Annotated in this window: 24 protein-coding genes; 14 read left to right on the plus strand and 10 right to left on the minus strand. The window is 34.2% G+C overall.

Features of this window, described 5'->3' with window-relative positions; all coding sequences use genetic code 11:
• Positions 1-171 precede the first annotated feature (171 nt).
• Positions 172-711, plus strand: coding sequence for a YceI family protein (locus IWX80_RS01345; protein WP_196851852.1), 540 nt, complete (start codon positions 172-174; stop codon positions 709-711).
• A 2-nt stretch (positions 712-713) separates the two neighbouring features.
• On the opposite strand, the gene IWX80_RS01350 is transcribed toward IWX80_RS01345, so the two are convergent.
• The gene (locus IWX80_RS01350) at positions 714-1,628 is read right to left on the minus strand and encodes a TIGR01777 family oxidoreductase (protein ID WP_196851853.1); all 915 of its coding nucleotides are present in this window, start codon (positions 1,626-1,628) and stop codon (positions 714-716) included.
• Positions 1,629-1,745: 117 nt separating this feature from the next.
• Between IWX80_RS01350 and IWX80_RS01355 the strand changes: the two genes are divergently transcribed.
• Genes IWX80_RS01355 through IWX80_RS01395 form a run of 9 tightly spaced genes read left to right on the plus strand, consistent with a single transcriptional unit; the run spans position 1,746 to position 9,764 of the window.
• Positions 1,746-2,405, plus strand: coding sequence for a TetR family transcriptional regulator C-terminal domain-containing protein (locus IWX80_RS01355; RefSeq protein WP_196851854.1), 660 nt, complete (start codon positions 1,746-1,748; stop codon positions 2,403-2,405).
• A complete protein-coding gene (locus IWX80_RS01360) occupies positions 2,405-3,712 on the plus strand; it encodes an ABC1 kinase family protein (RefSeq protein WP_196851855.1) in 1,308 nt (435 codons plus the stop codon). Before IWX80_RS01355 ends, IWX80_RS01360 begins: the two co-directional genes overlap by 1 nt.
• Complete coding sequence (locus IWX80_RS01365) at positions 3,712-3,846, plus strand: DUF2256 domain-containing protein (protein WP_188051168.1); 135 nt, start codon at positions 3,712-3,714, stop codon at positions 3,844-3,846. The genes IWX80_RS01360 and IWX80_RS01365 overlap by 1 nt, the downstream gene beginning before the upstream one ends.
• The gene (locus IWX80_RS01370) at positions 3,822-5,126 is read left to right on the plus strand and encodes a DASH family cryptochrome (protein WP_196851856.1); all 1,305 of its coding nucleotides are present in this window, start codon (positions 3,822-3,824) and stop codon (positions 5,124-5,126) included. The genes IWX80_RS01365 and IWX80_RS01370 overlap by 25 nt, the downstream gene beginning before the upstream one ends.
• Positions 5,127-5,134: 8 nt before the next feature.
• Positions 5,135-6,619, plus strand: a complete 1,485-nt coding sequence (locus IWX80_RS01375; RefSeq protein ID WP_196851857.1) for a cryptochrome/deoxyribodipyrimidine photo-lyase family protein — start codon at positions 5,135-5,137, stop codon at positions 6,617-6,619.
• A 27-nt stretch (positions 6,620-6,646) separates the two neighbouring features.
• On the plus strand, positions 6,647-6,931 hold the full coding sequence (locus tag IWX80_RS01380) for a TIGR03643 family protein (RefSeq protein ID WP_196851858.1): 285 nt from the start codon (positions 6,647-6,649) through the stop codon (positions 6,929-6,931).
• A 60-nt stretch (positions 6,932-6,991) separates the two neighbouring features.
• Positions 6,992-7,675 carry an SDR family NAD(P)-dependent oxidoreductase gene (locus tag IWX80_RS01385; protein WP_196851859.1) on the plus strand — a complete coding sequence of 228 codons (684 nt, stop codon included), beginning with the start codon at positions 6,992-6,994 and terminating at the stop codon, positions 7,673-7,675.
• Positions 7,676-7,715: 40 nt separating this feature from the next.
• Positions 7,716-8,327, plus strand: a complete 612-nt coding sequence (gene folE, locus IWX80_RS01390; RefSeq protein WP_241258514.1) for a GTP cyclohydrolase I FolE — start codon at positions 7,716-7,718, stop codon at positions 8,325-8,327.
• A gap of 18 nt (positions 8,328-8,345) precedes the next feature.
• Positions 8,346-9,764: an SDR family oxidoreductase gene (locus IWX80_RS01395; protein WP_196851860.1), complete on the plus strand. Its 1,419-nt coding sequence runs from the start codon at positions 8,346-8,348 to the stop codon at positions 9,762-9,764.
• A gap of 79 nt (positions 9,765-9,843) precedes the next feature.
• Here IWX80_RS01395 and IWX80_RS01400 read toward each other — a convergent pair whose 3' ends face one another.
• The 7 genes from IWX80_RS01400 to IWX80_RS01430 all read right to left on the minus strand — a co-directional run bounded on the left by IWX80_RS01400 (position 9,844) and on the right by IWX80_RS01430 (position 18,016).
• Positions 9,844-11,139, minus strand: coding sequence for a cryptochrome/photolyase family protein (locus tag IWX80_RS01400; RefSeq protein WP_196851861.1), 1,296 nt, complete (start codon positions 11,137-11,139; stop codon positions 9,844-9,846).
• A complete protein-coding gene (locus IWX80_RS01405) occupies positions 11,139-11,600 on the minus strand; it encodes an SRPBCC family protein (protein ID WP_196851862.1) in 462 nt (153 codons plus the stop codon). Before IWX80_RS01405 ends, IWX80_RS01400 begins: the two co-directional genes overlap by 1 nt.
• A gap of 181 nt (positions 11,601-11,781) precedes the next feature.
• Positions 11,782-12,222 carry a sterol desaturase family protein gene (locus tag IWX80_RS01410; protein ID WP_196851863.1) on the minus strand — a complete coding sequence of 147 codons (441 nt, stop codon included), beginning with the start codon at positions 12,220-12,222 and terminating at the stop codon, positions 11,782-11,784.
• Between the two features lie 46 nt (positions 12,223-12,268).
• A complete protein-coding gene (locus IWX80_RS01415) occupies positions 12,269-13,108 on the minus strand; it encodes a phytoene/squalene synthase family protein (RefSeq protein WP_196851864.1) in 840 nt (279 codons plus the stop codon).
• Position 13,109: 1 nt separating this feature from the next.
• Positions 13,110-14,582 (minus strand): phytoene desaturase family protein, encoded by a 1,473-nt coding sequence (locus IWX80_RS01420; RefSeq protein WP_196851865.1) that lies wholly within the window; start codon positions 14,580-14,582, stop codon positions 13,110-13,112.
• A 41-nt stretch (positions 14,583-14,623) separates the two neighbouring features.
• Positions 14,624-15,520 (minus strand): MerR family transcriptional regulator, encoded by an 897-nt coding sequence (locus IWX80_RS01425; RefSeq protein ID WP_196851866.1) that lies wholly within the window; start codon positions 15,518-15,520, stop codon positions 14,624-14,626.
• 453 nt (positions 15,521-15,973) lie between these two features.
• On the minus strand, positions 15,974-18,016 hold the full coding sequence (locus IWX80_RS01430) for a CotH kinase family protein (protein WP_196851867.1): 2,043 nt from the start codon (positions 18,014-18,016) through the stop codon (positions 15,974-15,976).
• A 409-nt stretch (positions 18,017-18,425) separates the two neighbouring features.
• Here IWX80_RS01430 and IWX80_RS01435 point away from each other — a divergent pair, with 409 nt between their 5' ends.
• The 4 genes from IWX80_RS01435 (at position 18,426) to IWX80_RS01450 (ending at position 21,348) form a co-directional block, all read left to right on the plus strand.
• Positions 18,426-19,061: a phosphoribosyltransferase gene (locus IWX80_RS01435; protein WP_196851868.1), complete on the plus strand. Its 636-nt coding sequence runs from the start codon at positions 18,426-18,428 to the stop codon at positions 19,059-19,061.
• A gap of 39 nt (positions 19,062-19,100) precedes the next feature.
• A complete protein-coding gene (locus IWX80_RS01440; RefSeq protein ID WP_196851869.1) occupies positions 19,101-19,736 on the plus strand; it encodes a dienelactone hydrolase family protein in 636 nt (211 codons plus the stop codon).
• A gap of 102 nt (positions 19,737-19,838) precedes the next feature.
• The gene (locus IWX80_RS01445; RefSeq protein ID WP_196851870.1) at positions 19,839-20,276 is read left to right on the plus strand and encodes a VOC family protein; all 438 of its coding nucleotides are present in this window, start codon (positions 19,839-19,841) and stop codon (positions 20,274-20,276) included.
• A 181-nt stretch (positions 20,277-20,457) separates the two neighbouring features.
• Entirely contained in the window at positions 20,458-21,348 is an 891-nt protein-coding gene (locus IWX80_RS01450; protein ID WP_196851871.1) for a dienelactone hydrolase family protein, read from the plus strand.
• Positions 21,349-22,012: 664 nt separating this feature from the next.
• Here IWX80_RS01450 and IWX80_RS01455 read toward each other — a convergent pair.
• Together IWX80_RS01455 and yidC are read right to left on the minus strand one after the other, a co-directional pair.
• Entirely contained in the window at positions 22,013-22,432 is a 420-nt protein-coding gene (locus IWX80_RS01455; RefSeq protein ID WP_196851872.1) for a hypothetical protein, read from the minus strand.
• A gap of 249 nt (positions 22,433-22,681) precedes the next feature.
• Positions 22,682-24,586 (minus strand): membrane protein insertase YidC, encoded by a 1,905-nt coding sequence (yidC, locus tag IWX80_RS01460; protein ID WP_196851873.1) that lies wholly within the window; start codon positions 24,584-24,586, stop codon positions 22,682-22,684.
• Between the last annotated feature and the right edge of the window lie 46 nt (positions 24,587-24,632).

Below are 24,632 nucleotides of genomic sequence, written 5' to 3' on the forward strand. Positions count from 1 at the left end.
TTTATAATCAGAGAAAGTAGTATTATAATTTTTTATAAGTATAATTTCATTGCAATTTCTGATTAAAAAAGGCCTCAATAATTAACTAAAATCCAATATTTTTCATTAGTTCACTATTTTTATTTCAACTATTTTTTTTGTAACTTTAAGTAATTTAATTCATAAATCGTTATGAAAAAAATTACCCAAATAGTACTACTTTTCATTGCAATTGCTGCTACTTCCCAAGAAAAAATGGTTTCATACATGGGAATCACAAATTTTGAAGCTTCCATTCCCTTGTTTGAAGAAGTTAAAGCTATAAATGAAAAAACAACCTGTATTTTAATAACAAAAACGGGAGAAATCGCTTGTTGGATCAACATTAAAGATTTTAAATTTAAAAGAGATTTGATGCAAGAGCATTTCAATAAAAACTACATGGAAAGCAACCGTTTTCCAAGAGCCGTTTTTAAAGGAAAAATCGATAAATTTGATTTTCAAAAACTTACCACAACCAATAATCAATATCAGATTACCGGAAAAATAACAATTCGCGGACGAACTAAAAAAATTGCAGTCAACGGAACTCTTAAAAAAGTGGATAAAGGAATAGAACTTTATTCTGCTTTTCCTTTAAACACTGATGATTTTAATATAGAAATTCCTTTTATTGTTCGCAGCAAAATATCAAAAAACGTAAACACTCAGATTATTTGTGTCTTAGAATAGCTCTATTTTGTTAAACAATTCCTTAATGCTTCTTCCAAATTGTTAAATTTAAATTTGAAACCAGTTTGTTCAATTTTATCTGAGGAAACTCTCCTTCCGGTTAATACAATTTTAGCCATTTCGCCCATTACTAATTTTAAGACAAAAGCAGGAACATTGGGCAACCAAATAGAATAGCCAAAAACACGAGCCAATGTTTTTGAAAAAACAGTGTTGGTCGTATTGTCACAAATAGCTGCATTATAAGGTCCTTCCATACTTGCATCTGAAATAGCTTGCAAATAAATAGCGCACAAATCATCTACATGAATCCAAGGCATATATTGCTTCCCAGAACCCAATGACGAACCCAACCTATATTTGAACAAAGGAATCAGCTTCTTTAAAAAACCGTCATTCTTCCCTAATACTAATCCCGTACGGATTTTCACTGTACGGATATTCAAATTCTCAATGAAATCAATAGAATCTTCCCATTTTTGACACGTATATCCCAAGAAATCATTTGCCGGTTTCATATCTTCCGTACAAATTTCCTCCCCATTTATAGCACCATAAATCCCCACCGCCGAAGCAGAAACAAAAGCATCTAGTTTTTTATAATGCTTTTTTAAAACATAATACAATAATTGAGTGGATTTTTCCCGACTATCAATTATGGCAGCTTTTCTCTTCGCAGTCCATCTTTTCTCTGCTATATTTTCACCTGCCAAATGAATAATATAATCTGCTTTCAAAATTGCTTCATCATCAATAGTCTGCTTTGCAAAATCCCATTTGTAATAGAAAACATCTCCTTTATTCTGTTTTTCACTCCTACTTAAGATGGAAACAGAGTATCCTTTGGCTAACAATAAAGTAGTCAAATTTCTTCCGATAAATCCCGAACCGCCGCTTATTAAAACATTCTTTTTCATAATAGTGTAAAGCTAATCATTTATAACGATATAAAATTATATTAAATTTTGTTTAACTTTATTAATATATAGTTAAACATTCACTACCTTTATACTCTAATTTGAAACACATCAAAAATGGCTACTAAAAAAACCCCAATAACAAAAGACAAAATAGTTTCTATGTATATGAATTATGTACTAGATCATAGTGAAAAACCAAAATCAGTTTATCATTTTACAAAAATCAATGATTTTACAGAAACGGAATTTTATGCATTTTTTGGAACTATAGAAAGTATTGAAAAAGAAATTTTCAAAATGTTTGTAGAAAAAACTATCGATTTGCTAAACAAAAACAAGGAATACGAGATGTATGACATGAAAAGCAAAATGTTAAGTTTCTACTTCACTTTCTTCGAAATATTAACTGCTAACAGAAGTTACGTTGTACTTATATTGCAAGAGCACAATAATCAGTTGAAAAAATTGATGCAGCTTTCTGGACTAAGAAATAGTTTCAAAAATTTCTTGACTGAAATCATTTCTGATGAATTTAGAACACAACAGGAAAAATTACAAAATTTTCAAGAGAAAACATTTCAGGAAACATCTTGGATTCAACTTTTATTGACACTGAAATTCTGGCTGGATGATTCGTCACCTTCTTTTGAAAAAACGGATATCTACATTGAAAAATCAGTAAAAGTGACTTTTGAATTGATGAATATTGCTCCTATAGATAGCTTAATCGATTTTGGAAAATTTATTTTCAAAGAAAAAATATACAATAAGTAATGAAAACGATAGACTACATCCCTACTTCAAAAATTGAAAGAGCTACAAAACTGGTACAAACTGGTGCAAAAGTTGGCGTGAACTACTTGAAATATTACGGAGAAAAAATGGTCAATTCTGATTTGACCCGTGATAAATTAAATGAAGACAATGCTGAAGATATTTATGACGGATTGAAAAGTTTGAAAGGAAGTGCACTGAAAGTTGCTCAAATGTTAAGCATGGACAAAAGTTTTTTGCCCCAAGCTTACGTTGAAAAATTTTCGTTGTCTCAGTTCTCTGTTCCACCACTTTCGGCTCCATTGGTATTGAAAACATTCAAAACAAATTTTGGAAAAACACCCTATGAGATTTTTGACGAATTCAATGCCACTTCTGTAAATGCTGCCAGTATCGGTCAAGTACATGTTGCGGTAAAAGACGGAAAAAAACTCGCTGTGAAAATTCAGTATCCAGGCGTTGCCAACAGCATTTCATCAGATTTATCAATGGTAAAACCTATTGCCATCAGAATGTTTAACCTTCAAGGAAAAGATTCGGATAAATATTTCAAAGAAGTTGAGGACAAATTGATTGAAGAAACCAATTATTTATTGGAGTTACAACAAAGTCAGGAAGTAGTTGCAGCTTGCGAAAAAATTGAAAATTTAGTTTTTCCAAATTACTATTCTGAATTCTCATCGGAGAAAATCATTACGATGGATTGGATGACAGGAAAGCACCTTTCGGAATTCACCAAAATAAACACCAATCCGGAAGTGGCTAATAAAATAGGTCAGGCTTTGTGGGATTTCTATATGTACCAAATTCATATTTTGAAAAAAGTACACGCTGATCCGCATCCGGGAAATTTCTTGGTGAATGATGAAAATCAATTGGTAGCACTCGATTTTGGTTGTATGAAACAAATTCCAACTGATTTTTACACTCCTTATTTTGAATTGATTGACAAAAAAGTCATTAATGATCCTAAAATATTCAACGATAAATTATTTGAATTGGAAATTTTACGTGTGGATGATTCTACAGCTGAAATTGTTTATTTCACCGAGATGTTCCATGATTTATTGTCCTTGTTTACAAAACCGTTTCAAGCAGAAACCTTCGATTTCTCTGATGAATCTTTTTTTGAAAGCATCGCACAATTAGGAGAGCGTTTTTCAAAAGATACCAATTTGAGAAAAATGAATGGAAATCGCGGATCTAAACATTTCATTTACATGAACCGAACGTTTTTTGGTTTATACAATTTGATGTTTGATTTAAAAGCGACAATTGTGGTTAATGCATTTGAAAAATACAAATAGTGAAAAAGGAAAATCTGCCTTCAAAAATGTGTCTGGTCTGCAACCGACCTTTTACTTGGCGGAAAAAATGGGAAAAAGTTTGGGACGAAGTCAAATATTGTAGCGAAAAATGCAAAAGAAACAAAAAGGGTTAGTTTGGTTTAGAAATGATTTGAGAGTTCATGACAATGAATCGTTGACAAATGCTATTGATGAAAATGAAACCGTAATTGCAGTGTATTTTTTTGATCCAAGGCATTTTGAGGATACTAATTTTGGATTTAAAAAAACAGAAAAGTTTCGCGCTAAGTTTCTGATTGAATCGGTAATAATATTGAAAGAAAATCTGGAAAAATTGAATATTCCGCTTTTGGTTTATCATCAAAGACCGGAAGATTTGATTCCAGAAATAATTACTGAAAATGGAGTTGATTCGATTTACTTTCAAGAAGAATGGACGAGTGAGGAAATGGAAGTTTTAGAGAATATTAAGCTGAAAGTTTCAGATTCAGTAGCTTTTAAAAGCACCTACAATCAGTTCTTATTTCATCCTGAAGACATTCCGTTTGACATTGCATCGATTCCAAATGTTTTTACACAATTTAGAAATCAGTGTGAAAAATCAACGAAAATTCGTTCTGAATTTACGGCTAAACCAATGCCGGAAGACAATTTGACTACAAACGAAAATTTAATTCCCAGCATGGAAACATTAGGTTTTGCTGATTTTGAAATGGATTCCAGAACGGCTTTCCCTTATCAGGGCGGTGAAGATGAAGCAATGAAAAGGTTGCAAAATTATTTTTGGGAAACCAAAAAACTAAGTGTTTATAAATTGACCCGAAACGGATTAATAGGTACTGATTTTAGTTCGAAATTCTCCCCTTGGTTGGCAAACGGTTCTATTTCGTCAAAAACTATTTATTGGGAAATTATAAAATATGAACAACAAATCGGGAAAAATGAATCCACCTATTGGTTAATTTTTGAACTGATTTGGAGGGATTATTTTAAATACATATCGTTGAAAAACGGGAATTCGATTTTTAAAATCGGAGGAATTTTAGACAAAAAATACGATTGGAAAACCAATCAATCAGCAATAAAAAAATGGATTAACGGCACGACAGAAGAACCTTTCGTAAATGCTAATATGATTGAATTGCAACAAACAGGATGGATGAGCAATCGCGGGAGGCAAAATGTAGGTTCATTTTTTGCAAAGGAACTGCTGATAGATTGGCGCATTGGAGCTGCCTATTTTGAAGCGATGCTAATTGATTACGATGTGCATAGCAATTACGGGAATTGGATGTATGTTTCCGGTGTTGGTAACGATCCAAGAGACCGAAAATTCAACATTAAGTTACAAGCATCCAATTACGATGGACAATCAAAATTCCAGAAATTATGGTTGCAACAACAATTATTTTAAAAAGATAAATGAATACTAATAAAAAACATATCAATGTAGTTTGGTTCAAAAGGGATCTTCGTTTACAAGATAACGAGGCAATTTTTAATGCAACAAAAACTGGCATACCCACATTGTTGCTTTATGTATTCGAAAAATCTTTAGAAAATGATTCGCATTACAGCCCCAGACACTGGAATTTCATCAAGCAATCACTTGTAGACATTAACAAACAACTGGAACAATCGAACACGCAAGTGTTAGCAGTTACTTCAGAAATTCTTCAGGTATTTAATATCCTTGAGGAAACGTATAAAATTGAAACCGTGTATTCACATCAAGAAACTGGTTTAAAAATCACTTACGAAAGAGATAAAACTTTCAAACGCTTTTGCAAAAACAATCAAATCAATTGGATTGAAAATACCAATAATGGAATTTTCAGAGCCTTACGAAACCGAACGAATTGGGTTGCTAAGTGGGAAGACTACATGAATCAACCGCAATTTATTTTTGATGGTAAACCAGAAAATTTTCTAAATACGGAAGCACTATTGGAACTCGAAAAAGCTTTAGAAAAAACCAATTTAGAAACTGTTCCGGATGCTATTTTTCAAAAAGGTGGCAGCACCATGGCTGGGAAATATTTACAGACATTTTTTGACGAACGGTATCACAATTATAATTCGCATATTTCGAAACCTTTATTGGCTCGAAAAAGTTGCAGCAGATTATCTCCATACATTGCTTGGGGGAATTTATCTTCCAGACAAGTGTTGCAAAAAGCGGCTACGTTCCGATTGACCTGCAATAACAAAAAACAAATTGATTCCTTTATATCTCGACTGACTTGGCAAGCACATTTTATCCAAAAATTTGAAATGGAAGAAGTCATGGAGTTTGAAAGTGTTAATAAGGGATTCCATTCGTTGAAAAAGAAAGTCAATGAAAATTACATTGAAGCTTGGAAAACGGGACAAACCGGCTTTCCATTAATTGATGCTTGCATGCGCTGTTTGAATGAAACCGGTTATTTGAACTTTAGAATGCGTGCGATGTTAGTGTCATTTTTTACCCATAACCTATGGCAACCTTGGCAAGAAGCGACGCAGCATTTATCACAAATGTTTCTGGATTTTGAACCTGGAATACATTTTCCGCAGTTGCAAATGCAGGCTGGAGAAACCGGAATCAATATGTTACGTATATATAATCCAATAAAGAACAGTTACGAACACGATCCTGACGGTGAATTTATAAAAAAATGGGTGCCGGAATTGCGCGATTTACCTCGGGCTTTTGTACATGAACCTTATAAAATGACCTATTTGGATCAGAAGTTTAACGATTTTGAAGTTGGAGTTAATTATCCAAAACCCATTGTAAACATGGAAAGAACGAGAAAATTCGCGAGTGATTTTTTATGGAAAATGAAGAAAAATCCTTTGGTAAAAGAAGAAAGTTCGCGGATATTAAAGCTGCATACCATGGCTGATATTGGCGATAGTGAGTAATATTTGAATGGCAAAAAAATATAATTTATGAATACAAAGAAAGAACTAACTGATTTAGAAAAAGATAGAATAATTGAAATGGCTTGGGAAGACCGCACCACTTTTGATGCTATTTTAATGCAATTTGGACTAAAAGAACAAGAAGTTATCGACCTGATGCGTACCGAAATGAAACCATCGAGTTTTAGAATGTGGCGCGAAAGAGTGCAAGGCCGTAAAACAAAACACGAAAAATTAAGGGATTTTCGAGAAGGGCGTTTTAAATGTACGATGCAAAGACAAATTAACAACAATAAGATTTCCAAACGATAATTTTTCAATAATACGAAACAAACCCAAAATAAATTTTAAATAACTGATTGAATAATACATATGAAAAACATAGTAATCATTGGTGGTAGTAAAGGAATTGGCAGTGCCATTTTGTTGCAACAATTAGAGACAAACTTGGTTTACAACATCAGCAGAAATGCACCTGAAATCACACATCCGAACCTGAAACATTACTCATCTGATGTTTTAAAAGATACACTTCCGGAAATTGAAAACATTGACACCTTGATTTATTGCCCGGGTTCTATCAACTTGAAACCTATTGGAAGTTTGAGTATCGATGATTTTAGAAATGACTTTGAAATTAATGTCATTGGTGCAGTAAAAGCCATTCAGAAATATTTGCCGGTTTTGAAAAAAGGAACAAATCCTTCGATTGTTTTGTTTAGTACGGTGGCTGCAAAATTAGGAATGCCTTTTCATGCGAGTATCGCTACTGCAAAAGCAGGTATAGAAGGATTAGTAAAATCTTTGGGAGCAGAACTAGCTTCAGTAGTGCGGATTAATGCCATTGCTCCTACAATTACCGAAACAACACTTGCAGCAGGTATTTTGAGAAATGATCGAATGAAAGAAAATATGGTGGAACGCCACCCGATGAAAGGATATTTGAAACCTGAAGAGGTTGCGAATATGGCCAACTTTCTAATTTCGGAAAATGCCAAGTCAATTTCAGGTCAAGTTTTTGAAATGGATTACGGAATCGTGACTTTTAAAATCTAAAAAATAATTAGCCAAACTTAAAATAGAAATACAGCATACCATGATAAAAGAAATGAAAAGTTACGAAAAAATCGAACAATACGATACTGAAATAACAGAAGCATTAGCGGATAATTACAAAGTAATCATTGAAAATTTAGGCGAAGATGTGACTCGCGAAGGGCTAGAAAAAACACCGGAACGCGTGGCAAAAGCGATGCAATATTTAACCCACGGTTACGGACTAGATCCATTAGAAATCCTAAAATCGGCAATGTTTACTGAAGATCACCAGCAAATGATTGTAGTAAAAGACATCGAAGTATACTCTATGTGTGAACACCACATGTTACCATTTTTTGGAAAAGCACATGTCGCTTATATTCCAAATGGTAAAATTGTAGGTCTAAGTAAAATCCCAAGAGTAGTTGATGCGTTTGCCCGAAGAATGCAAGTACAAGAACGATTGACAGACCAAATCAAAAATTGTATTCAGGACGCTTTGAATCCACTTGGTGTAGCGGTTGTGATTGAAGCGCAACACATGTGCATGCAAATGCGAGGGATTCAAAAACAAAATTCAGTTACAACAACATCGTCTTTTACAGGAGCTTTCGAGAAAGACAAAACCAGAAAAGAATTTATTAGCTTAGTTTCCAATAAATTAAGTTAATTCTTTAAACACAAAACCATGAAAATTCTCTTAACAGGCGCAACAGGTTATATTGGTAAGCGACTTTTGCCATTATTGGTAGAACAAGGACACAATATAATCTGTTGTGTGAGAGATAAAAACAGGTTTTATTGTCCAATTGAATATAAAAAAAATGTTACAGTAATTGAAGTTGATTTTCTGAATCGGGAAACATTGACCGCTATCCCTGCAAATATTGATGCAGCTTATTATCTAATTCATTCAATGTCAGGATCCGCTTCAAATTTTGATGAATTAGAAAATGAATCTGCACTGAATTTTGTGCAACGATTGAATGAAACCGAAGCCAAACAGGTCATTTATTTGAGCGGAATTGTCAATGACAAATCATTATCCAAACATTTATCTTCCAGAAAAAAGGTAGAAGAAATTTTAAATACAGGAACTTTTGCCGCAACTACTTTGAGAGCGGGAATTATTGTGGGCTCTGGAAGTGCATCGTTTGAGATCATTCGGGATTTAGTGAATAAACTGCCCATAATGATTACACCAAAATGGCTAAACACAAAATGCCAGCCGATTGCAATTCCGGATGTTCTTGATTTTTTATCCAAATCATTACTGAATCCACTTACCTACAATCAGAGTTTTGACATTGGCGGACCCGATATTTTAACGTACAAAGAAATGCTTTTGGGTTTTGCTGAAGCAAAAAAATTAAAGAGATGGATTTTCACTGTCCCAATAATGACACCAAAATTATCTTCCTATTGGCTCTATTTTGTTACCTCAACATCGTATAGACTCGCATCAGCTCTGGTCAGCAGCATGAAAGTCGAAGTAGTTTGCAGTGATAACCGAATCAATGAATTACTGCATGTAAAGCCTATGTCCTACAAACAAGCACTTTCACGTGCATTAATAAAAGTAGACGAAGATAAAGTAGCTTCGAGTTGGAAAGATTCGTTGGTCAGCGGACGTTTCAGCAGCAACATGTCGGAATATTTGAAGGTTCCAAAAAAGGATTGCTACATTGACCGACGTAAAATGGAAATCATAGATCGTGATTTCACCATCAACAGGATTTGGTCCATTGGGGGTGATACGGGTTGGTATTACGGGGATTGGTTGTGGGATTTACGCGGTTTTATTGATAAATTATACGGTGGCGTAGGTTCTCGAAGAGGAAGAACGAACCGACACGATATCCATTCTGGGGATGCTTTAGACTTTTGGCGTGTTTTGTATGCCAATAAAGAAGAAGGAAAATTAATCTTATTTGCCGAAATGAAACTGCCAGGTGAAGCTTGGCTCGAATTTAAAATAATAGGAAACACGTTGTATCAAGCGGCAACTTTCAGACCCAGAGGAATTTGGGGGAAATTATACTGGTATTCCGTTTTGCCCTTTCATGGATTTATCTTTAAAGGAATGCTGCAGAAATTGATTAAATAATTTTCTTTTTTAAACCTGTAAGTCATTTAAGTTTTTAAATAATGCTCAAAAACTTAAATGCCTTACATGTTAAATCTTTTTATTTCAAGATTCCGGCTTTGTAAGTCGCAATCGCTCGATCTCTCGCCATGGCGTGTTCTACCATAGGTTTTCCGTAACCTAAATCGAATTCTTTAATCCATTTTCGGATGTAGATTCCTTTTTCATCAAACTTTTTTTGCTGAATCTCAGGATTGAAAACTCTGAAATAAGGCGCTGCATCGCAACCCGTTCCTGCAGCCCATTGCCAGTTACCAACATTGGCAGACATGTCGTAATCCAGTAACTTTTCGGCAAAATAGGCTTCACCCCATTGCCACTGAATCATCAAATGTTTACATAAAAAACTTGCCACAACCATGCGAACTCTGTTGTGCATGTAACCCGTTTCATTAAGTTGACGCATTCCTGCATCGACCATTGGATAACCAGTTGTTCCCGAGCACCAACGCTTGAAATCTTCTTCATTATTACGCCACTGAATCCCATCATAAGCCGATTTAAAGTTTTGGGTAACGACTTTTGGAAAACTGAACAAGATTTGCATGAAAAATTCTCTCCAAATCAATTCACTTAAAAAGACATCGTTTTTATGAAATGCCCAATTGACTAATTTCCGAACGCTTACAGTTCCAAAACGCAAATGTGGCGACAAATAAGAGGTTTTATCCAAGGCTGGAAAATCCCTGATATCTTGATAATTTGCAATGAATTTTAAGTTGTGTGGCTTAACTTTTATTGGACTTTGTTCGAAACCTATTTGTTCCAAAGTAGGAAAATCAAAACTATTTTTATGGAAATTAGAAAAATAAGATTCAGTATCGTATTCCTGAACCGGCGCCATTGATTTGTATTTCTCTAACCATTTATTTTTAAAAGGAGTGTACACCGTATATGGCAATCCATCTGCTTTTGAGATTTCTTTTTCCTCGAAAATGACTTGGTCTTTAAAAGAATAAGCAATGGTTTTATTTGCTTCTAAAAGTTCACAAATTGCCGTGTCACGCTGAATGGCGTACGGTTCGTAATCTTTGTTGAAGAAAACTTCTTTGACATCATATTCTTCTAAAAGTAATTGCCAAACATTGAAAGTTTTTCCTTTTTTGACCAGAAGTGAGCTTCCAATTTCCTGTAGTTGCGTATTTATTTTCGAAAGTGAATCATGGATAAAACCTACACGGGCATCATTTTTTGGCAAACTGTCTAAAATGGAATCATCAAAAATAAACAATGGAACTACCGAATATTTTGACTGTAAGGCTTGAAATAAACCTACGTTATCTTCCAGACGCAAATCCCGTCTGAACCAAAAAATAGAAACTTCTTGCTTGCTCATTACTTTGCATTAAACATTTCGTCCACCTTTTTTACACGGTATTCAAAAATGGATTTCAATTTATTTTTAACGACCAATGTATTCATGATTCGGCCCAGAAAACCAAGCGGTAATCCGTAATGCACGACATCGGTCATTTTAGTTCCGTTTGGTGTTGCTTCAAAGAAATGTTTGTGGTGCCAAAAACTGTATGGACCAAAACGTTGTTCATCTATGAAATAACTATTTTCTTTTACTTGTGTGATTACAGTCATCCATGATAAAGTGATTCCAAAAAGTGGCGTTACTTTATACTGAATAATTTGTCCAGGATACATGGATTTTTGATCAAAATCTGTGATTTGAAAACCCATTCCTTCCGGTGTGATTTTCTGAAGATTTTTTGGGTTCGAAAAAAAAGACCAACATTCTTCTACAGTTGCATTTACGTACTGAACGGTTTCTTGTTTGTATATTTTCATGGTTGTGTTTTAAAGATAAATGCCTTCATGGAACACTGCGTTCGCGTGAGGGATAATAGTGGATCTCTTTTTATAATTGATCTCGTTTTTTTCAGAACGAGACCAATTATAAAAAAGCGGGAACGGATAGCCCGACCCCGCTGTAACGATAGTGAAAGCTGGGTCACGCCCAAATTTAATTTTATATTTTGTAGTACTTGAAAGGTACAAAAAGCATTCCGAAACACTCTCCGTCCTCTTTACCCAAGTGTTTGTGATGTACCTTGTGCGCTTTTCGCAAACCGATTAAATACTTGTTATTCGTGTTTTTGAACCACTTAAAACGTTGATGGATTAGGACGTCATGAATCATGAAATAACACATCCCGTAAAACATAATTCCAAGTCCGATGAAGAATTTATAGTTTAAACCGCCTTCGACACCGTAATAAAAAAGAACGATGCTTGGTATGGCGAAAATGACGAAAAAGATATCATTTCGTTCGAAAACATTCGCGTATTTGGGTTGGTGATGGTCAGCGTGAAAATACCACATTGAACCGTGCATTACATACTTGTGAGTAAGCCATGTGACGCATTCCATTATTAAAAAAGTACCTAGAAAAATCAAAAAAAATATCATTTTATTCTGTATTTAAGTATAACAATCCTTTAAAAACAAGCTGTAATTACACTAGCTTTAATTTATAAGACACAAAAGATTTTGCCAGCAGACCGGCTTTAGTGTAATTAGAAACTCGGATTCTTGCATTTCCAATTTCGTGGCAAGGTGTGTTTTCTAATTTTTTTAATAGTTTTTTATAGTACACAAAAGCTGTGTATACACCGAACTTAGCTTCGATAGGAAGTTTTACAATTCCTTCGTAAGCGACTCTGAAATCTTCTTCGATTTCATTGATGATTGCGGTTTTTGCATTTTCATCGAACGAATTCAAATCGACTCCAGGAAAATAATTGCGATTCAAAACCAAATTATCATCCTTTAAATCTCGAAGAAAATTTACTTTCTGGAACGCAGAACCCAATCGCATGGCTTCATCTTTCAGTTGTTCGTATCGTTTATTGTCACCGGCTACAAAAACCTTAAGACACATTAAACCTACAACATCCGCAGAACCGTAAATGTAATCATCGTATTCGGCTTTACTGTGATAATCAGATTTTATCAAATCTAATTTCATACTTTTTAAGAAAGCCTGAATAAGATCATCAGATATATTGTTTTGCTTCACCGTTTGCTGGAAAGAATTCAATATAGGATTTAAACTAATCCCTCTATCATAGGCTTTATAGTACTCATCCTCAAATTCTGTGATTAAACTTTCTTTGTCAAAACCATGGAATGAATCCACGATTTCATCTGCAAAACGGACAAAACCATAGATACTATATATGGCATCCCTAATACTTGGCGACAGCATGTAAACCGCCAGCGAGAAAGAGGTGCTATAGTTTTTTGTAACTAACTTGCTACATTTAAAAGATACATCATCAAATAATTGCTTCATACTATTGTTCTGAAAATTGCTTATTAATTAATTCCGACACTAATTTTCCAGAAATTAATGCTGGCGGTACTCCTGGTCCCGGAACGGTCAATTGACCGGTGAAATATAAATTCTTAACTTTTTTACTTTTTAATTTTGGTCTCAAAAATGCCGTTTGCAATAATGTATTTGCCATTCCGTAAGCATTCCCTTTGTATGAATTATACTCCGACACAAAATCATTTTTACAAAATGATTGCTTAAATATAATATTATTTTTTACACTTTGCTTTGTTAATGTCTCAAAACGATCCATTATTTTATCAAAATATTCTTCTCGCAACGCTTCAGTATCATTGATTCCAGGCGCCAAAGGAACAAGGAAAAAGCCAGATTCCATTCCTTCCGGAGCGGCAGTTTTATCCGTTACCGATGGGAAATTAGCGTAAAACAAAGGTTCTTTTGGCCACTGGGGTTCATCATAAATATCCTTGGCATGCTGATAAAAATCTACATCAAAAAACAATGCATGATGCGAAATATTTTCTATTTTTTTGTTGAAACCAACATAAAATAATAATGACGATGGTGCAAAAACTCTGCTGTCCCAATATTTCTCAGAGTACGCTCTGTGTTCCTGATCCAACAAAGTTTCAGTGTGATGGTAATCAGCACCACTCAAAATTAAATCTGAAGCAATAATTTCGCCGTTGACCTGAAGGGCTACCGCAGTTTTATTTTCAACGATAATTTTCTCGATGTTTGAATTAGTTTCAAATTTAACTCCCAGCTCTCGCGCTAGACTTTCCATTCCCCGAACCACATCAAACATTCCTGTTTTAGGATGCCAAGTTCCAAGACCAAAATCAGCATAGTTCATAAAACTGTAAAACGAAGGCGTATCTGATGGCTTTGCGCCAAGAAACAATACTGGAAATTCCAATATTTGGATTAGCCTTTCATTTTTAAATTTCTTGCGAACATCTTTACTGATATTGCTAAAAAATTGTCCCACTTTCATGGCTGTTTCCACAGTTATCAATTCGAGTGGAGAAACTCCCGGACGGTAAACCAAATCTTTGATAGCGATATCGTAATTACTTTTTGCCTCAGCCATAAAGTCATTCAGGATTTTACCGCTTCCTTTTTCGATAGCTTCAAAAGCGAATATAATATCAGGTAAATTGTCTGCTATTGATATGAAATCATCGATTCCGTAATAGACACGGTACGCAGGAGACAGTTTAATGAGTTCATAATAATCAGTTGTTTTCTTTCCAAAATCAGCAAAGAAACGTTCGAAAACATCTGGCATCCAGTACCAACTTGGTCCCATATCAAAAGTGAAACCTTCTCGTTTTAACTGTCGTGCTCGTCCTCCAATTGTTGCGTTTTTTTCATAAACCGTAACATCATGACCGCTTTGCGCTAAATAGGCCGAAGCTGCCAATGCTGAGAACCCAGAACCTATAATTGTAATTTTTTTTATTTTCATAATTTGTTTAGCAAATATACTAATTGTTTAAACAAAAACAATTAAATCCAGTCGACTAATTCCGTAATTGAATTAAAAATTGTAATTCGATCCGAAAGTTCTTCTTTTTTAATAAACTCAACCATTCTACCAAGATACCATAATTCAGTAGTATCATCCAGTAACTCATCAGACATTTTTTTGATGTAACTGTCTAATATATCTCTTTCTGGCTGAACTGTTAGGTACGACACAAAAACAATGGAATCAAAATGCTTTTTCAAATCTTTTAGATTTTCAATCGGCATACTCTCTCCTAAATAAATGGTTTTGTATCCATGCAATAAAATTTCATAATTGAGATACATCAATCCCAATTCGTGAATTTCATTCATGGGCAAAGACAATACAAAAACTTTATCAAGTTTGGTTTGCTTTAATATTTGAAGCTTTTCGGTATTTATTAATAGTTTTTGTTTAATTAAGTAGCTGATGAAATGTTCGTGAGCGGGCGTTATAGTATCGGATTGCCACAGTAACCCCAATTCATTCATCAAGGGTATGAAAACTTGATGAAAGACTTCTTTGAATGATTTTTCCGCGATTAACCAATTGTATGTATTAAAGAAAAGCTCTTGGTCAAAGTTCATCATCGCCATTTTGAACTCACTAATAGCGTGACTTTTGGCTGTTTTGCTCGAAATTATTTCTCGTACTAAAGACGGTATTTTTTCCTGCGGATAAGTCGCTATTTTCGAAATTTTATAGCCGTAATCGTGTAACAATGTGATATTTAACAGTTTTTGCAAACTGGCTAAATCGTACAAACGAATGTTAGTATCCGTACGCATCGGTTGAAGAATATCATATCTTTTCTCCCAAATTCGTATCGTATGCGCTTTGATCCCGGAAAGGTTTTCAAGATCTTTTATACTAAACACACTTTTTATATTGTTCATCGTTTATCTAAATTTAATAAACAAATGTAAAATAAATTTTATTATAAACGCTTATAATCAGCCTTAATCTTTTTTTAATTATACAATTACTTCTAATTCAGTTACACACAAAATAAGTTAAAACGACACTTGCAGAAATGTTAAATGCTGATTTCATATCTGTTTTTTTTCAGTCACTACTTTCTAAAAACTTCATTAACAACATTTTAAAACCAATAAATTGAAATATAATTTGACCTTTGAATCATTACATTATTAATTAACGTTTGTTTCATGTTTGAATAATAGTCATCTACAATTAGAAAGCATCTTGTAATAAAATTATTCTAAAACAATAATCTACAGAAATAATCACAACTAAATATACTTACAGTTACTCACAAAAAAAACAGATAAGTAACAGTTCACACTATTACTTATCTGCTTCCCTATTTGTAAAACAGAATGTTTAAATTATTTTTTGATGATTTTTCTGCTGGTAAAACCTTCATCATTATAAATCGTTAAAAAATAAATGCCACTGGAATACGCGCTCAAATCCATATTTATATTTTCGGAATCTGTTTTAATTTCATGTACCAAAGCTCCCAAAACATTAAACATTTTAACACCAGTCATCGGTTTACTTGCCTGGATTCGTAGTGTATTTGAAACTGGATTTGGATAAATAGTAAGCGTTGAAGAAGCTAAAAACGAACGGTTTGCTAAAGTATCATTATTAGTAGCAACCCAACTTGATGCTAAATTATTATCTAAAGTAGTACTTATTAAGTCCAGATACGTACCACCGCCATCAGGTGTTGTTGGCCAAGGCGCCGCATCAAAATATTCTACTGAGTCTATTATATTTCCATCGGCATCAGCCAAAACAATTTTCTGAGATTTATTAGATAAGTTTCGGACAAACTGACCAAAAGGAACTATTCCATATTTACTTTGAAAAGTAGTATTATTACTGGTCAAAAAGATGGTTTCATTTGCTCCAATAGTCGAATTGAACGGAAACTGATACGTCAATCCTAATTGTCTAAAATAAACCCCGGACAGATTTACGGATCGATCACTAATGTTTTGCAAAGCTATAAACTCTAAATCATTACTAACCGGAAAACTCGTTGACGTTTTAGGATTATAATTGATTTTAGTTATTACCAAAGGTGGCAACGAAACATTAGCACAGTTTGTAAAAGATCCTATATTATTTGTAATCCAAGTGGTTCTGTCAACAATAAAAGTTCTAATTCGATTTACATCAACATCATGATCGTTTAGGGTTCCCCATCTTTGTTGCTCTCGCGGAATCGCTTCGCTAATGTAAGTTAAGGCATTATCCATATAAGTAATCAGGGCATCTTTGTTCAAGGGCTTGCCAGGCGCTTTTACTTCATTCCATCGTTTAGAGAGGTAACATTTAAAATCGCCATTATCAAATAAATAGCTCCAAAATGGCGGCCCTATCCTATTCCCGTTATTAAACTGCCATTGATCTACGTGACTGCTATTTGTAAATGTACTTCCAAAACCTTGGTTAAAATCCCAAACTGGACCTGCTCGTAATTTTCCACCACGGTCTTTATGGAAAAAAGTGCTGGATTGATACACATCTGCGTTTGAGCACAACTCATTTACTAACATAAAATCGACAAACGAAGGCACATCAATAATTGTTCTATATCCATCTTCCAGATCATCATCATAGGCGTGATCTTCCATTCTGTTGAACTCGGCTTCTATATATTGAGTTTGTTCTGGTGTCGCATTTTCAGGTTTAGGTAAATCATGCACAAATTTAGTTTCGTCCATCCAAAACGCTACTGGGTCGCCGCCGGTGGTTTTATCAGCTTTTGTAATATATCCGCCAGTGATATTGGGTAGCGCATTATCAGTTGCTTCAATCTTTAAAACGTTGACTCTGTTTTCATTGGATTTTATTTTTTCCTGAAAAACATACAATCCCTTGTAATCACCATTAATCACTACCTCACAGTATTCTGTTTTAGAGGCATAATTTCCTAATTCTCTTGACATATAATACGCTAAATAGTCCCTAACTAAAGAAGGATCAAACCCTAATCCGTTCAAAATCCAGTCATTTTCACTTGGCATCCCAAAAATACTTACGTTATTGTTCGAAGTATTATCTGCTTTTAAAGTGGTTAAACTATACTGTTTTTTGGGAAGCGTTTGTGTCGAAGAACCTCTAATTTCAATACCAATTCTGCCCGTGTAGTTTAAAAACCCAGCCGTGTTTTGATCCGTCAGGTAATTTCTGGTTCCATCCGGTCGCTTGATGATTTTCATGGTTGCCAAAATTTTTGGATCATCGAGAATCTCGAGAGGCAAACCTGTGTTCGGGTCATTATCGGTGGTGATAATAACAATAGGGAGATTACTATCCGTAAAAGTTTGCGCTGTAACGGAATAAGAAGTAATCATTACAATTAACAAAATAAATTTTGAAATTGTATTAAGCCGATTAATGTACAATTTTTTCATGATTTGATTTCTTGTTAAATTAAAGCATAAATTTAATAAAAAAATAAACATAAAACACTGATAATCAATTATTTATGAAATAAATTAATTACTAATATATTTAAATTTTTTGATTTATATATATGACTCGCAGTGTCTTACGTTTTGCACTTTTTCAATCAAAAGAATTGAAATGCGAATTTCCTTTTTTGGAGTTAAGGATAATAAATAGTACGGAACGAGTAAAAAAGTAATGCGTATTCTGCCACAATATTAAAAAACGAAATAGTCCCTGTATACCAAACTACTAGTGACTTTATAATATTACAACTAAAATTTTCGAATTGTAAAACAATATAAATTTAGTCTATATAATTGAAAATCAGTATATTTACGTAAATTATTTTTTAAATTTTTAAAACCAACCGTTATGTACAAGCAGTTATTAAAAGATAGAACGGAAGCGGGCTTTTTACTATCCGAGAAATTAAAAAAATACCAAAATACCAATAGCGTAATTCTTGCCGTTCCCCGAGGCGGAGTTCCTGTGGGATTTGTAATTTCGAAAACCTTACACCTTCCTTTAGATATTGTACTCTCTAAAAAGATTGGACATCCCAACAACAAGGAATTTGCGATAGGCGCTGTTTCCATGGATTCCATGATTCTTGATGAACATCCCGAAGTCACAAAAAATTACATCGACCATGAGATTAACCGACTCCGACAACTCCTCCAAGAGAAATACGAACTCTACAATGGCAACCGTAAACCAATTGATATTGAGAATAAAAATGTGATTCTCGTAGATGACGGCATTGCGACAGGAAACACCTTGCTTGCCAGTATTGCTATGCTCCGAAAAAAAAATCCTGCAAAAATAATTGTTGCCGTTCCTGTATTGCCTTATGATACTGTATCGATATTTGAGAAAAATGCCGATGAATTTATTTATTTGATTGCGTCCTCTTATTTCCGAGGAGTGGGAAGTTTATATGAAGAATTCAATCAGGTGGAAGACGAGGAAGTAATTAGGATGCTGAACGTTATCAATACAACTGAATAATCATTTTAAAAGTTTTAAACATACCTAAAATTAGAAATCATGGAAAAATTAGATTTAGATATTCCGTTAGCGTCAGTTACGTTGAAAGGAGATTTGATTGTGCCCGAAAATGCTACTGGAATAGTTATTTTTTCGCACGGAAGCGGTAGCAGCAGATTCAGTTCCAGAAACAAAATGGTAGCAGAACTCATTCAGCAATATCACATAGGCACGTTCCTTTTTGACTTGCTTACGGAGGAAGAAGATGAAATAAACGAAAACCGATTCAATATTGATTTACTTAGTGAGCGATTAATAGCAACAACGCAATGGTTAATGGAACAGGAAAGTACTAAAGAACTCCCAATAGGGTATTTTGGGGCAAGTACTGGAGCAGCATCAGCATTGCGGGCCGCTGCGCATTTTAAGCAAAAAATAAAAGCGGTGGTTTCCCGTGGCGGTCGCCCAGATTTAGCAATATCCGATTTGCCTCAAGTAACTGCTCCTACACTACTGATTGTGGGCAGCCTTGACACTCCAGTCATCACTATGAATAAAATGGCTTATGATACATTAGAAGCGCCAAAAGAAATAAAAATCGTTGAAGCGGCAACCCATCTCTTTGAAGAACCCGGAAAATTGCAAGAAGTCGCGGATTTAGCCATCGATTGGTACAAAAAGCACCTGACTAAATAGTAAACTTGCATTCGCTAACTACATCAGGTCTTAGATTTCAGGTCTGATTTATTTCCTTTGAATTAAAAAAGTTAATTGATTAATCACATTAAAACTAGAATCATGGCAACAGTAAACACCTACATCACTTTTAATGGTTTTTGCGAAGAAGCTTTTCTTTTTTACAAATCCGTTTTTGGTGGTGAATTCTCTTATTTTGGTAGATTTAAAGACATGCCAATACCCGAAGGCCAAACCTGTCCTCCAGGAGAAGCCGAGAAAATCATGCACGTTTCGCTTCCTATAAGTGCTGAAACGGCGATTATGGGTAGCGATAGTTTTGAATCCTTTGGAAATGAAACTATTTATGGCAATAACTTTTCGCTTTCACTTAATACCGAGAGCAAGGAAGAAGCAGACAAGTTTTTCAAAGCACTTTCAGCCGGCGGAAAAATTATCATGCCGATGGAAAATACTTTTTGGAATGCCTATTTTGGAACCCTTGTTGATAAATTTGGCATCAATTGGATGGTGAATTTTGATTTGGTAGAAGAAAAATAAAATAAGTACCACGCAAATATTGAATAGCTTATTCAGCCACGGATTTCACGAATTTACACTCATTAATTCGTGGAATTAGTGGCTTTTCTTTTTGGAAAATTAATCCCTAAAAAAAGGAAAGCTAGACCAATACTAAAAACAATCACTTTTTTTCCTAAATTAGTTGAATCAAAAAAATGCTATGAAAAAACTAACCAAAGAAGATATCAGTCAGGAAGTATTTGACTTGTACGATGATTACGCCCATAACAAAATTGAAAGAAGACAATTTGTCGAGAAACTATCGCTTTTTGCAATAGGAACGCTGACACTTCCTTCACTTCTGAGTTTTATGACACCCAATTATATTGATTCTATCTTGATAAAACCCGGAGATCCAAGGCTAAAATCAGCATTCATCACTTATGAATCTCCAAAAGGTGGCGGAACAATAAAAGGACTTTTGTCACAACCCACTGGAACCAAAAAGAAATTACCCGGAATCATTGTTGTACATGAAAACCGCGGACTAAATCCGTATATTGAAGATGTAGGACGAAGAGCCGCTGTGGAAGGATTCATCACTTTAGCACCGGATGCTTTATCGCCACTGGGTGGCTATCCCGGAAATGATGATGCCGGACGAGAATTACAAAAAAAACGTACCCGTGAGGAAATGCTCGAAGACTTCATCGCAGCATACGAATATCTAAAATCTCACAAAGATTGCAATGGACATATTGGTGTGGTAGGATTTTGTTTTGGCGGTTGGATTGCCAATATGATGGCGGTAAAAATACCAAAATTGTGTGCCGCAGTGCCGTATTACGGTGGACAGCCCACTGCAGCTGAAGCCGAAAAAATAAAAACGCCCATCATGGCGCAATATGCTAGTTTAGATACCCGCGTGAACGAAGGTTGGCCAGCCTTTGAAGCTATCCTTAAAAAGAATAAAGTAGAACATATCGCTTATTTTTACGAAGGTGTGAATCATGGTTTTCATAACAATACGACACCGAGATACGATGAAAAAGCCGCTACTTTATCCTGGACACGAACCATTGATTTTTTTAAGGAAAAATTGAAGAAATAATTTCATTTTTTAAAAGTCTCTTGATTGGGGCTTTTTTTGTGGAATAGCATTTTGTTTTAGTTGACTATTGTTACGAAGTCAAAGCCGGAGACATTTGCCCAGTCTAACTGACTAATAATTCGTAGAGCAGTGAAATAACAAGTTATGAAAATTATTTTATTCCCTGGCACAAAATGAGTAATTGAATATAACCGCTGTTAGCAAATATCTTCTATTTTTTAATTATGCTTACTAAAAGAATTATTATAAAGTAAACAGTTATAAGAGCAAGAAATAAAGCCCAATCCCTAAAAACATGAAAAGTTGGATTTCCAGAAGCTTTATTGACAAAGCTTAAAACAATCAAATTTGAAAAAGCAAAAATTATAAAGTATGCGGGAAATATAATTCCAAAGGGACTTATATTAAAAATTACAGTATACAAGAAAGTAATTAATGCTAAAAGTACTAAAATGTAGTTAAGCCATTTTAAAGCAAGGATTACTTTGTTCATATTATGTTTCTATTTTATTCTTTCTCATTAGGTTTTTTTCCAACGTTCCGGCACTTTGAGATGGTGGGGATTTCGTAAACGTGTATTTCCTGTTTAACGAAAACGTGATGCGAAACGGAAATTCCACTAAAAACCCACTATATCAAAACGCCTGTTGAGCGTTCGTTTATATTAATTGTAATTTATTAGAATACTTGTTCCGCCTACTTTAAGATCGTAATTTGCTGAAATTTCTCCCCAACTAAATTTCCTTTGTTTTCCTATTTTTCCATTTAGCCATTTTTCAAATTTTTCTAATTTAGCCTGTTCTTCATTTTCAGACCAATTATCCCAATTTTTATTATTTGAATCAGTATCTGAAAATGAGAAAGTGACGAACTTAGTTTTCGTTTTAAAAAAGCAAACGCCTAAATTAAAGTACAGGTTTTCAATTTTTATATTTTTAAAATAAACCCATTCATAGTCATTTCCAAAATCATCAGTTGTCTCTTCTATATTAAAATCATTCACTTCGTTAAAATGTTGATTTGCTTTTATAGTCATTTCTGAATTCAAAGAGAAATTTCCATTTGTGATATTAATTATTTCCATATTAGATTTTTTCGTTTGGCATAAATGACGCACAACTTGTTAATAAGTCTGATTATGTCCGACCTATCACAACTAAATCAGGCTGTTTTGTCTGATAAACGTTAGATTTCATTTATTTTCTAATATAACTAAATTTCTATCTTGATTATATTTTAGCAGTATTTTCTTTAAATCATTCCAACTAATAAAAAAAGCCCCCAAAAGTCTATAACTTTTTGGGGGCAATTGTTTTAAAACCTTTTTAAGGAATTATTTTTTCTTTTGCTGTGCTTTTTGAGCTTCGGCTTGTTCCATCACTTCTTGCAATTTTTTCTGGAATTTACCTTGTTTCTTTGGCTCTTTCAATTTGTTCTCTTGAATTTGAGCATGAATTTTGTCGCTGTCAATAAAGTATCTTTTGATGACAATCATAATTCCGATAGTAATTAGATTCGAAATAAAGTTATACAAACTCAATCCGGCACCATAACTATTAAAGAAGAACAACATCATGATTGGCGACACATAGATCATGATTTTCATCATCTTCGCCATATCCGGCATTCCTTCTTGTTGTGGAGCAGCCATTTGCTGGTCTCCAGAAGTCATTTTCATGTAAAAGAAAATCGCAATCGATGCCAAAACTGGAAACAAACTGATGTGATTTCCGTAAAAAGGAATATAGAAAGGCAAACGGATAATTTCATCAAAAGAAGATAAATCATCTGCCCAAAGGAAACTTTTTTGTCTCAACTCAAAAGCTGAAGGGAAAAACTGAAACGAAGCGTACATAAATGGCAATTGAATCAAAGCCGGAATGCAACCTGCCATAGGATTCACACCCGCTTTGTTGTACAACTTCATGGTTTCCTGTTGCTTTTTCATTGGGTCTTTTTTGAATTTTTCACCCAATTCTGTAATTTCAGGACGCAAAACTTTCATCTTGGCTTGTGACAAGAACGATTTGAAAGTGATTGGCGACATTGCAATTTTTATCAGAATCGTAAAAATGATAATTGCAATTCCGTAAGCAATGTAAGAACTTAAAAATCCGAATAACGGTATAAAAATAAACTTGTTGATCCATCCGAAAATCCCCCAACCCAATGAGATAATTTTTTCAAGATTCAAATCGTATGATTTTAAAGTTTTATAATCCGTTGGGCCAAAATACCAACTCATTTTGTGATCTAATTCCCCATTGGTAAACGCCAAAGGAATATTAGCTTTAAATTGTTTGGTATACGTAGTATCAATTTTATCATCTATAACTAAATTATCAGACTTCACTTTTGCTGTTGCCAAAGGCGTTTTTGATAAAAGAATCGTAGAGAAAAAGTGCTGTTTGAAAGCGATAAAAGTTGCTTTTTCCAAATCAGATTCTTCTGATTGACCTAAACCGGCATAATCAATTTTCCCTTCTTCATGTTCGAAATAAATTTCAGTGTAACGGTTTTCATAAGAAACACTTTTCTCATTTCTGTAGGTTTTCAAATTCCATTCTAAATCCAATGGTTTTGCCGTATTCAATACTTTATTCAATCCTTGGGAACGAATGTCAAAACCAATCATATAGTCGTTTGGTTTCAAAATATACTTGTATTCTAAGAATTCATTGGCTCCCGCTTTCAATTTCATGGACAATATTTGATCTGCTCCAACTTTTGTTAAAGTAGGCTCAAAATATAAATCTTTAGAGTTTAAAGTACGGTTATCACTAGTTAGTAATTGCACATTTAAATTGGCATTATTGTCTTTTACCAATTGAACTAATTGTCCGGAACCTTTCTTGAACTTTTCGAATTGCTTCAAAGTCGCTTCAACAATATAACCTCCTTTATTGGCAATTGTTAGCTTAACCAAATCGTTTTCGATAGTGGTAACGCCCGATTTCGCAGAGGGAAGTGTCGCTGAATACGCAAAATTCCCTAGCGTTTTTTGCAATTGCGCCAGTTGAGTAGAATCTCCTGTAGCTGCCACTGCAACCGTTGCTTTTGCCACAGTTTTAGCTTCTAACTCTTTTGCTTTAGCTTCTCTAATCAACAATTCTTTTTGTGCTTTTTCAGCTGCAACCACTTTCGGGTCCGGTTGATTTTGGTACATGATAAAAACCAAAATACCAAAAATTAATGCAAAACCGATAATCGAATTGAGGTCAAATTTTTTTTGTTCCATTATTATATTTAAAAAAGTTTAATCTATTAGTATGAAGTTTGATAAA

This window comes from Flavobacterium sp. CAN_S2 (genome assembly GCF_015752255.1).
GTDB lineage: Bacteria > Bacteroidota > Bacteroidia > Flavobacteriales > Flavobacteriaceae > Flavobacterium.

What these genes read in the sequence shown, in the direction of transcription:
- IWX80_RS01345 (WP_196851852.1), top strand. Translation starts at nt 172, where the DNA reads ATGAAAAAAATTACCCAAATAGTACTACTTTTCATTGCAATTGCTGCT.
- IWX80_RS01350 (WP_196851853.1), bottom strand. Translation starts at nt 1,628, where the DNA reads ATGAAAAAGAATGTTTTAATAAGCGGCGGTTCGGGATTTATCGGAAGA.
- IWX80_RS01355 (WP_196851854.1), top strand. Translation starts at nt 1,746, where the DNA reads ATGGCTACTAAAAAAACCCCAATAACAAAAGACAAAATAGTTTCTATG.
- IWX80_RS01360 (WP_196851855.1), top strand. Translation starts at nt 2,405, where the DNA reads ATGAAAACGATAGACTACATCCCTACTTCAAAAATTGAAAGAGCTACA.
- IWX80_RS01370 (WP_196851856.1), top strand. Translation starts at nt 3,822, where the DNA reads ATGCAAAAGAAACAAAAAGGGTTAGTTTGGTTTAGAAATGATTTGAGA.
- IWX80_RS01375 (WP_196851857.1), top strand. Translation starts at nt 5,135, where the DNA reads ATGAATACTAATAAAAAACATATCAATGTAGTTTGGTTCAAAAGGGAT.
- IWX80_RS01380 (WP_196851858.1), top strand. Translation starts at nt 6,647, where the DNA reads ATGAATACAAAGAAAGAACTAACTGATTTAGAAAAAGATAGAATAATT.
- IWX80_RS01385 (WP_196851859.1), top strand. Translation starts at nt 6,992, where the DNA reads ATGAAAAACATAGTAATCATTGGTGGTAGTAAAGGAATTGGCAGTGCC.
- folE (WP_241258514.1), top strand. Translation starts at nt 7,716, where the DNA reads ATGATAAAAGAAATGAAAAGTTACGAAAAAATCGAACAATACGATACT.
- IWX80_RS01395 (WP_196851860.1), top strand. Translation starts at nt 8,346, where the DNA reads ATGAAAATTCTCTTAACAGGCGCAACAGGTTATATTGGTAAGCGACTT.
- IWX80_RS01400 (WP_196851861.1), bottom strand. Translation starts at nt 11,139, where the DNA reads ATGAGCAAGCAAGAAGTTTCTATTTTTTGGTTCAGACGGGATTTGCGT.
- IWX80_RS01405 (WP_196851862.1), bottom strand. Translation starts at nt 11,600, where the DNA reads ATGAAAATATACAAACAAGAAACCGTTCAGTACGTAAATGCAACTGTA.
- IWX80_RS01410 (WP_196851863.1), bottom strand. Translation starts at nt 12,222, where the DNA reads ATGATATTTTTTTTGATTTTTCTAGGTACTTTTTTAATAATGGAATGC.
- IWX80_RS01415 (WP_196851864.1), bottom strand. Translation starts at nt 13,108, where the DNA reads ATGAAGCAATTATTTGATGATGTATCTTTTAAATGTAGCAAGTTAGTT.
- IWX80_RS01420 (WP_196851865.1), bottom strand. Translation starts at nt 14,582, where the DNA reads ATGAAAATAAAAAAAATTACAATTATAGGTTCTGGGTTCTCAGCATTG.
- IWX80_RS01425 (WP_196851866.1), bottom strand. Translation starts at nt 15,520, where the DNA reads ATGAACAATATAAAAAGTGTGTTTAGTATAAAAGATCTTGAAAACCTT.
- IWX80_RS01430 (WP_196851867.1), bottom strand. Translation starts at nt 18,016, where the DNA reads ATGAAAAAATTGTACATTAATCGGCTTAATACAATTTCAAAATTTATT.
- IWX80_RS01435 (WP_196851868.1), top strand. Translation starts at nt 18,426, where the DNA reads ATGTACAAGCAGTTATTAAAAGATAGAACGGAAGCGGGCTTTTTACTA.
- IWX80_RS01440 (WP_196851869.1), top strand. Translation starts at nt 19,101, where the DNA reads ATGGAAAAATTAGATTTAGATATTCCGTTAGCGTCAGTTACGTTGAAA.
- IWX80_RS01445 (WP_196851870.1), top strand. Translation starts at nt 19,839, where the DNA reads ATGGCAACAGTAAACACCTACATCACTTTTAATGGTTTTTGCGAAGAA.
- IWX80_RS01450 (WP_196851871.1), top strand. Translation starts at nt 20,458, where the DNA reads ATGAAAAAACTAACCAAAGAAGATATCAGTCAGGAAGTATTTGACTTG.
- IWX80_RS01455 (WP_196851872.1), bottom strand. Translation starts at nt 22,432, where the DNA reads ATGGAAATAATTAATATCACAAATGGAAATTTCTCTTTGAATTCAGAA.
- yidC (WP_196851873.1), bottom strand. Translation starts at nt 24,586, where the DNA reads ATGGAACAAAAAAAATTTGACCTCAATTCGATTATCGGTTTTGCATTA.